The following is an 8,217-nucleotide window of genomic DNA, read 5'->3' on the forward strand; positions in this document are numbered from 1 at the left end:
TTTTTTTGAAGAAAACCTATAAAATTCTCCCATTTGGTCAGAATGGGAGAATTTTTCATTTCCTCAAAACCACTTTCCCTACCACAATGGTAACTATCACTGAGACGACAATTGTCACAAGGATTCCGATGATTTGGGGAATTGCTGTTTCAGGAGCAATGGCGATGACGCCCAGACTTCCGAGTAAGCCTCCTAGTCCGTTCATGGCAAAGGAGTCGACCACATCGTCAAGCAACAGAGTCTTTTGTATCCAAGTCATCATCAGGTAGGTCAGGCTGCTGGCTGCCCCACAGATTAGCATCATCTCTAGAGGATTGGCAATGCCGACAGCCGAAGTGCTCGTCACAAGTCCGACAATGACACCGTTTAGCGTGGCTACCGTAAGATTTGTCTCCTTATGCCATTTAGCGAGAAGGCTCCATGCTAATCCGCCGCTGATGATAGCGACCAGGGTGTTGATGGTAATCAGAACGCTCTTGCTGTTGAGCTGACCAACAGGTGCCATGTTGAAACTAAACCAGCCAAAGGTGATGAAAAGCATACCGAGATAAAGAGGGAGATGCTGATTGTTGCTGTGCTCGTGAGGTGTATTTCCTAGAAGTTTTGCCAAGACAAGGGAAGAAAGCCCTGCTGAGAGATGGACGACGAGACCGCCAGAAAAATCGACCACACCTAGCTGAGTCAACCAGCCAGCAGGATTCCAGATCAAATAAGCTAATGGACAGTAAACTAGGAGGAGCCAAGCACTGCTTAAAAGAATCAGATGGTGAGTTTTGGTGCGATCAATTGTGGCACCAATCAACATGCCAACAGCATATAAGGCGAAGCAGAGCTGACAAAGAAGGTCTAGCATGAGGTTTATAGGAAGATGGTGCGAGAGAAAAACACTATCTAGTTGGCCTTGAAAACTAATAAAATAAGCAAAAGCCATCCAAAGAAAACTAGTCCAAAGCATGGTGATAGTATATTGAAACATGATACGGTTACTTAGTCGGGGTGACAGATAACCAACGTACATAAGGCCAAGACCAAAAATCATTAGCCACATCATAAGGCTGCATATTAAGAGAAACATCTTTACTCCTTTACATTTTTCAGTGGATTTGTTAATATGGTTAACTGGTTAAGTATTTTACGATGAAAACATTAACTTGTCAAGGAGTAAGAAATGAAAGATTATAAAATTATCATTGTAGGTGCAGGAGCAGCAGGTATAGGATTTGGGGCTGCTTTGCAACAGTTAGGAATTGAGGATTACCTGATTTTAGAGAAAGGAAGTATTGGTGATAGTTTCCTCAAATGGCCACGCACCACACGTTTTATCACGCCATCCTTTACGACAAATGGCTTTGGATTTCCAGATATCAACGCTGTCGTACCTGATACATCACCAGCCTTTTCTTTTCAAAAGGAACACCTTTCAGGCAGAGAATACGCAGAGTATCTCCACCTTGTGACTAAGCATTATGACTTAAGGATTGAAACGCAGACCGAAGTGACCTCGATAACAAGCTCTCAAAAAGGCTATCAGATTGAAACAAATCGTGGCACCTATCAGGCTAAATATCTGATTATGGCAACTGGAGAGTTTCAAAATCCTTATCGTGGAGGTATTGAAGGTGGGGATTTGGCTATCCACTATGGTGAGGTAGATAGTTTTTACCTTCAATCAGAGGATCCTTTTATCGTTTTAGGTGGCAATGAGAGTGGTTGTGATGCTTTTACGAGTCTAGCTGCTATGGGTAACAGCGTTTCGCTTTATACTGAAGATTTCGGGAAATCTCAAGTCGCACCAGATCCTAGTATTCGTTTGTCGCCGATCACTCAGGAAAAGTTGGCTGAAGTTGATAAAAACAAGGTGTGGGATGCCCATATATATGAAGACAAGACAGTAACTTCAATCGAAAAAGAGTCAGGTACCTATCGGGTGCGCTTTGATGATGGGACGTATGCTGAATCTCAGCACCAGCCTGTACTAGCAACAGGCTTTCGAACTTGTATTTTGAACATTTTAGGGGATGATTTGTTTCAATTCACTAAAGACGGTATTCCTATGGTAAACGAGAAGGATGAGTCAACTTTGTGTCACAATGTCTTTCTAATTGGGCCAAGCTTACGCCAAAAAGATGTGATTTTCTGTTACATTTATAAATTCCGCCAACGCTTTATCCCAGTGATTAAGGAGATTGCCAAGCGTGAAAAATGGACTTTAGACCCAGTTGTTTTAGACTTCTACAAAGACAATCAGATGTCTTTAGATGACCTATCTTGTTGTGATGTCCGTTGTGATTGCTAAAGAAGTATCAAAAAACAAGCTAACTCCTTAGGAGCTAACTTGTTTTTTTCGTTTTTTAAAGAGAGATAGTGGGAATTGCTGAATAATACTGATGGCAATGGTAATAGCAAAAGCTGTTACAAATGATGTTCTCATATGGGTCATGGCTAGCTCATTTGATCCCGTCAACATAAAGTAAATCCCACGATAAAAACTTAACCCAGGAATCAAAGGGAACATGCTGGTTGATAGGAAAATAGTCATAGGTGTTTTCCGTCTAGCAGCTAGGATTTTTGAAACTAGGGTGGCAAAGAGTCCAGGGATAAATACGGCAACGATATCCATGCCAAAGTTTTCTTTCAAAATCATGTAGAGTAACCAAGAGATAGCGCCGATGATACCAATATCTAGTAAATAACGTTTAGGAACGTTGTAGGTGATTGAAAAAGCAACCGTACCAATGCCTGCCGCTAGTGTTCTAATCAAGAAACCGATAGCTGTTACTGTCTCAGTTGAAAAAGTCCCTGTCATCTGATCAGCAAAGGGAAGGATTTCCGTCATACCAGCGACCCCAGCTGAGATAGAAATACAGGTCATCAGGGCTGACATCAGAAGGGTAAAACCGATTGAGAAATTATTATGGGAAATCTCACGAACAGCATTAACGAAGAATCCCCCAGGAACCATAATCATCAAAGCACCTAGGATGATGATGCTTCGCGTTTCACCAAGTCCGAGAAAATAAAATAAGTTGACGGATAAACTGACGATGGCACTTGCCAGTATCGTTGTTAAAAATGGCGTATGAATACGGGAAGCGCCCACTTGGATAAACCAACCAGCCAGAAGGCCAGCGATAGCAGCAGTGAAAGAATCAATAGGAGAACTTCCCAGAGCGAGGGAGAAGCCACCAGCACCAAAGAAATAGGCAGCTAGAATAGTCCAAATAGAGTAGAGGGGATTATCGTTGATTTCTTGTAAACGATGAAAGATGTACGAAGCAGTAACCTTATTCTTCTTCGACAAACTTCTGGAAAGCGCATTGACAGCTTCCAATTTACCCAAATCAATGGCCGTTTCATTGACATTCATCACTTTTGATTCTTGATAACCCAATTGATTAGTGCCTGAAGCGATGATCCCTTGATTGACTACGTAAACTTCGAACTGCTCAATATCCAAAGAATCAGCAATGTGATTCATGGTGGTTTCAATACGGAAAACCTCGGCTCCGGATTCCATGAGAATACGTCCTGCAAAGAGAACAGCATCTATTTCATTTTTTAGGGTGGCAACTGGACGTCGTTTCATTTATGCTTAGGCTCCTCTTCTTGAAATACAGCAAGCGTATAGGCCAAATCACTTTTAGAAATGGCCTTAACACTTATGGCTTATCCCATCATGGACAAATCGTATCTACCATTATAAAAGGTCTATAGGCGTTTGACAATGCTTGAAAGAGAATTCTTTAAAAAATTTAAAAAGCCCTTGATTTTATAAGAAGAAGCTAATATTTTGAATTTTTAGATAATTAAAAAATAATTTTTCAAGGAGAGCGCTATGACAACCAATAATATGTCCAATTATAGTTACGGAGTAGATTATTTTCAGGAAATTCCGCAAGTTCTGAAGTCCTATCATGTTAGGAGTGTAGCGCTCATTGGTGGAGAAAAGGTCCTAGCCAGTTCTGCAGACCAAGTGGTAGAAATCCTAGAAGCGAATGGCTACGAAGTGACGGGGCAGTTTATTTATGGGACGGATTCGACGCAATCTAATATCGACAAACTGGTTGCTAATCCCGATGTAGCGCGTGCTGATATTATCTTCGGATTTGGTGGTGGGCGTGCGCTGGACACTGCTAAAATGGTGGCTCATGAGTTGGGAAAAGATATTATGACCTTCCCAACTATTTGTTCCAACTGCTCAGCAGGAACAGCTATTGCTGTTATTTATAAGGATGACCACAGTCTACTCAAATATGGCTACCCTGAAACGCCAGTGCATATTTTTATCAATACCAAGGTGATTGCAGAAGCACCAGTTAAATATTTCTGGGCAGGCATTGGTGATGGGATTTCCAAGGCTCCTGAAGTTGAGCGTGCTGCTTACGAATATGAACAAAGAGGTGGTGTTCTATCACATACAGGTGTCCTAGGACGCGCTGTAGCTCTTTCTTCTAAGGATGCTTTTTATGAGTATGGTCAAGAAGGTTTAAAAGACGTTGAAAACCATAAACCATCAAAAGCAGTTGAGGAAATCGCCCTCGCTATCCTTGTCTCTACAGGTTATGCCTCAAACTTGGTCAATCAACCAGACTTTTATTTCAACTCTTGCCATGCCCATGCCTTTTATAATGGAACGACAGTCGTCAAACGCGAGGATGAGCATCTTCATGGAGCAGTGGTTGCCTTTGGTGTCATGGTTCTTCATGCCTACTTTGGTGAGACAGAAGAATTAAGCAAGGTGGCTCATTTCAATAAATCTCTTGGATTGCCAGTAACATTAACTGAGATTGGGTTAGCTGAGAGTGATATTGCAGCTGTGCTTAATCTAGCTCTGGAGACCAATGAATATAAGCATACACTATTTGAAACAGATCGCTTTACAGCAGCTGTTCTCAAGGCCAATCAGGTAGGACAAACCTTACTATCAGTCTAAAAGAGACTCTCAGAACTTCCACACCATATTGAAGTGGATTTGGTTAAATGGCGATAGATAATATCAAAAGAGACAATTGATTTATTTGTAAAGAATTTCATGATAAAAGTTTTGACGAAAGACTATTTTTAGCGTAAAATAGAAAGGAATGATAACATAAGGAGAATAGACCTTGGAATTAGAAGTATTTGCTGGTCAAGAAAAGAGCGAACTTTCAATGATTGAAGTTGCTCGTGCAATTTTAGAAGAACGTGGTCGCGATAACGAAATGTATTTCAGCGACATGGTGAATGAGATCCAAGTCTACCTTGGAAAAACGGATGCTGAAATCCGTGAGTCACTCCCATATTTCTACTCAGATTTGAATATCGATGGAAGTTTTATTCCATTGGGGGATAACCGTTGGGGTCTTCGTTCATGGTATGCGATTGATGAAATTGATGAAGAAATCCTTACCTTTGAAGAAGAAGGCGAAGATGCACCCAAACGTAAGAAAAAACGTGTTAATGCCTTCATGGATGGTGACGAAGACGCTATCGACTACAACGATGATGATCCAGAAGATGAAGATTACATTGTGGAGACAGAATCGATCGAATATGACGATGAAAATCCAGATGATGAAAAATCAGAAGTTGAGTCATATGATTCTGAGCTAAATGAAATCATCGCTGATGACGACGTTGTTGAAGAAGATGTTGATTTAAATGAAGAAGATGACGAATTTTCAGACGATGATGAAACGGAAGAATAAGGATCACATTCTGTTGACAAATCTCTAAAATTTATTTATATTAGTTTATGGGCACCTCTTTAGAGGTCAGACAAAGCTCCCTAGTTATGACTAGGGAGTATTTTTATTTTTTTGATTGAGAAAAGATGTAGTTTAGCTATGACTTACTATTATTTTTTCTCATCAACCTACCCTATTATATAGTGAGCTTGGCGCAATTGATTTCGCTTAGGAGATTAGTTGTCGTCATTATTTATTTTTAGAACGAAGGAGTTTCTCGTTAATGACAAAGTATATTTTTGTTACTGGTGGTGTAGTATCGTCTATTGGTAAAGGGATTGTGGCAGCTAGCCTTGGTCGCTTGCTTAAAAATCGTGGTCTCAAAGTAACTATTCAGAAATTTGATCCCTATATCAATATTGACCCAGGAACAATGAGTCCTTACCAACATGGTGAAGTTTATGTGACAGATGATGGCGCTGAAACTGACCTTGACCTTGGTCACTACGAGCGCTTTATAGATATCAATCTTAATAAATACTCAAACGTAACAACGGGCAAAATCTACAGTGAAGTTCTTCGAAAAGAGCGTAAAGGGGAGTATCTTGGAGCTACTGTCCAGGTCATTCCACATATTACAGATGCTTTGAAGGAAAAAATCAAACGCGCTGCAACCACAACTGATTCAGATGTGATTATCACCGAAGTTGGTGGTACTGTAGGAGATATTGAAAGTCTTCCTTTCCTTGAGGCGCTTCGTCAAATGAAGGCTGATGTGGGTTCAGATAACGTTATGTATATCCATACAACCCTGCTTCCTTATCTCAAAGCTGCGGGTGAAATGAAGACCAAACCAACGCAACACTCTGTTAAAGAACTTCGTGGGCTTGGTATTCAGCCAAATATGTTGGTTATTCGTACAGAACAACCTGTTGAGCGAGGTGTTAAAAATAAATTGGCACAATTTTGTGATGTGGCTCCAGAAGCTGTTATCGAATCTATGGACGTTGAGCATATCTACCAAGTTCCCCTTAACATGCAGGCACAAGGGATGGACCAAATCGTTTGTAACCACTTGAAAATCGATGCCCCACAAGCAGATATGAGCGAATGGTCAGCCATGGTTGACAAGGTTCTTAACCTCAAGAAAACGACTAAAATTGCCTTGGTTGGAAAATATGTTGAATTACCAGATGCTTATTTATCAGTGGTTGAAGCCCTTAAGCACTCAGGTTATGTCAATAACTCAGCTATCGATCTTAACTGGGTTAATGCCAATGATGTGACGGCTGACAATGCTGCAGAATTACTAGGTGATGCTGATGGTATCATCGTTCCTGGTGGCTTTGGACAACGTGGTACAGAAGGTAAAATACAAGCCATTCGCTATGCGCGTGAAAGTGACGTTCCAATGCTTGGTGTCTGCCTCGGTATGCAGTTGACTTGTGTTGAATTTGCTCGCCACGTACTTAATATGGAAGGGGCTAACTCAGCAGAATTAGACCCAGAAACACCCTACCCAATTATTGACATTATGCGTGATCAAATCGATATCGAAGATATGGGTGGAACACTTCGTCTTGGGCTCTATCCATGTAAATTGAAATCAGGTTCCAACGCAGCGGCAGCTTACAACAATCAAGAAGTGGTTCAACGTCGTCACCGTCACCGTTATGAGTTCAATACCAAATTCCGTGAAGAGTTTGAAAAAGCTGGATTTGTCTTCTCAGGTGTGTCTCCAGATAATCGACTCATGGAAATCGTTGAAATCCCAGAAAACAAATTCTTTGTAGCAGCCCAATATCACCCAGAATTGCAAAGTCGTCCAAACCACGCTGAAGAGCTCTACACAGCCTTTGTGACGGCAGCGGTTGAAAATCACGGTTAAAACAAAGTTGAATCTAAGAAAACATTAATGCTATAATAAGACTCAAAGAAAATCGCTTTCAGACTTATTTGCTCCCCTATTTGTTGGTATGGTTTTGGGGATTGCAACGCTCCTAGCAACAGGTATTAGTTTTGAAGAATATAACAAAGGTGGACAGAATGTCAGTTTCTTCCTTGAATCAGCTACCATTGCCTTTGCGATTCCACTTTATAAAAGACGTGACGTCCTCAAAAATATTGGTTCCAAATTGTTGGTGGTATTACCTTGGAAAGCGTCGTCGCCGTTTACGGTATCTATATGGTGTCAACTATCATGGGATTAGGGCGTCAAGTTACCGCATTAATGTTACCACAAGCAGCTACAACAGCTATTGCTATGCCAACTTCAGTAGCCCTCGGTGGTTCAGGAGAATTGACCTCACTTGCCTGTATCTTGAATGCCGTGATTATTTATGCCCTAGCAAAACCACTCTTGAAACGGTTTAAAATCAAAGATCCTATTGCGCGTGGTATCGCTCTTGGGACGGCAGGACATTCTCTTGGTGCATCTGTAGCGCAAGATATGGGACAAGTCGAAGCCTCAATGGCCTCTATTGCTCTCGTTCTGGTTGGTGTGATTGTTACCGTAGTCGTCCCCGTATTTGGAAGCATTTTAATGTAAGAA

At 41.2% G+C, this 8,217-nt stretch carries 6 protein-coding genes and 1 pseudogene; 5 read left to right on the plus strand and 2 right to left on the minus strand.

The genetic code is table 11. The features are described from left to right. Window positions 1-55: 55 nt before the first annotated feature. Window positions 56-1,075 carry an ammonium transporter gene (locus ACMZ6U_RS08050; RefSeq protein ID WP_416107758.1) on the minus strand — a complete coding sequence of 340 codons (1,020 nt, stop codon included), beginning with the start codon at window positions 1,073-1,075 and terminating at the stop codon, window positions 56-58. Between the two features lie 93 nt (window positions 1,076-1,168). On the opposite strand from ACMZ6U_RS08050, the gene ACMZ6U_RS08055 reads away from it, so the two are divergent. Continuing rightward, the gene (locus ACMZ6U_RS08055) at window positions 1,169-2,296 is read left to right on the plus strand and encodes an NAD(P)/FAD-dependent oxidoreductase (protein ID WP_416107760.1); all 1,128 of its coding nucleotides are present in this window, start codon (window positions 1,169-1,171) and stop codon (window positions 2,294-2,296) included. A gap of 27 nt (window positions 2,297-2,323) precedes the next feature. Here ACMZ6U_RS08055 and ACMZ6U_RS08060 read toward each other — a convergent pair whose 3' ends face one another. After that, window positions 2,324-3,586 carry a threonine/serine ThrE exporter family protein gene (locus tag ACMZ6U_RS08060; RefSeq protein ID WP_416107762.1) on the minus strand — a complete coding sequence of 421 codons (1,263 nt, stop codon included), beginning with the start codon at window positions 3,584-3,586 and terminating at the stop codon, window positions 2,324-2,326. Between the two features lie 249 nt (window positions 3,587-3,835). On the opposite strand from ACMZ6U_RS08060, the gene ACMZ6U_RS08065 reads away from it, so the two are divergent. The 4 genes and pseudogenes from ACMZ6U_RS08065 to lrgB all read left to right on the plus strand — a co-directional run. Then, window positions 3,836-4,933, plus strand: a complete 1,098-nt coding sequence (locus tag ACMZ6U_RS08065) for an iron-containing alcohol dehydrogenase family protein (RefSeq protein ID WP_416107764.1) — start codon at window positions 3,836-3,838, stop codon at window positions 4,931-4,933. A gap of 172 nt (window positions 4,934-5,105) precedes the next feature. Beyond that, on the plus strand, window positions 5,106-5,687 hold the full coding sequence (gene rpoE / locus ACMZ6U_RS08070; protein ID WP_416107766.1) for a DNA-directed RNA polymerase subunit delta: 582 nt from the start codon (window positions 5,106-5,108) through the stop codon (window positions 5,685-5,687). A 262-nt stretch (window positions 5,688-5,949) separates the two neighbouring features. Beyond that, window positions 5,950-7,554, plus strand: a complete 1,605-nt coding sequence (locus ACMZ6U_RS08075) for a CTP synthase (protein ID WP_416107768.1) — start codon at window positions 5,950-5,952, stop codon at window positions 7,552-7,554. Between the two features lie 64 nt (window positions 7,555-7,618). Beyond that, window positions 7,619-8,214: pseudogene (gene lrgB, locus ACMZ6U_RS08080) on the plus strand (antiholin-like protein LrgB); the annotation flags it as partial. Window positions 8,215-8,217 lie beyond the last annotated feature (3 nt).

It is taken from the genome of Streptococcus pluranimalium, assembly GCF_047785745.1.
In the GTDB taxonomy this organism is placed as follows: domain Bacteria; phylum Bacillota; class Bacilli; order Lactobacillales; family Streptococcaceae; genus Streptococcus; species Streptococcus pluranimalium_B.

Excerpts from the sequence above, each read along its gene's own strand:
- ACMZ6U_RS08050 (WP_416107758.1), bottom strand. The coding sequence starts at position 1,075 with ATGTTTCTCTTAATATGCAGCCTTATGATGTGGCTAATGATTTTTGGT.
- ACMZ6U_RS08055 (WP_416107760.1), top strand. The coding sequence starts at position 1,169 with ATGAAAGATTATAAAATTATCATTGTAGGTGCAGGAGCAGCAGGTATA.
- ACMZ6U_RS08060 (WP_416107762.1), bottom strand. The coding sequence starts at position 3,586 with ATGAAACGACGTCCAGTTGCCACCCTAAAAAATGAAATAGATGCTGTT.
- ACMZ6U_RS08065 (WP_416107764.1), top strand. The coding sequence starts at position 3,836 with ATGACAACCAATAATATGTCCAATTATAGTTACGGAGTAGATTATTTT.
- ACMZ6U_RS08075 (WP_416107768.1), top strand. The coding sequence starts at position 5,950 with ATGACAAAGTATATTTTTGTTACTGGTGGTGTAGTATCGTCTATTGGT.